The organism is Geomonas propionica, assembly GCF_016458235.1.
Lineage (GTDB): Bacteria > Desulfobacterota > Desulfuromonadia > Geobacterales > Geobacteraceae > Geomonas > Geomonas propionica.
This window is the reverse complement of sequence record NZ_JAEMHK010000052.1, coordinates 1-224: the sequence shown is the minus strand read 5'-3', so window position 1 is coordinate 224 and position 224 is coordinate 1. Positions and strand designations below refer to the sequence as shown.

At 68.3% G+C, this 224-nt stretch carries 1 protein-coding gene; it reads left to right on the top strand.

Annotated features, from left to right (window positions below):
• Positions 1 to 224: hypothetical protein (locus JFN90_RS22110; protein WP_199397298.1), on the top strand; the 224-nt coding region annotated here is incomplete at both ends.

Genomic DNA, 224 nt, shown 5'->3' with positions numbered 1-224 from the left:
AACAGCACCTACGACCACTCCTTCAGAAGCGGCGTGAGCACCCTGTGCACCACCTGCCACGGCGCCAACATGCCGGAGGAGCAGCGTCTGCTGGCGCGCGAATCCTTCGTGAGCCTCCTGGAAGTGCTCCGCGCCCAGCTGGCGGCCAAGGGCTTCGTGTACACCGAGCAGGCGCCGCACTTCGCCCAGCGCAACTGGGGCTCCGGGCAGCAGGGCGCGAACGT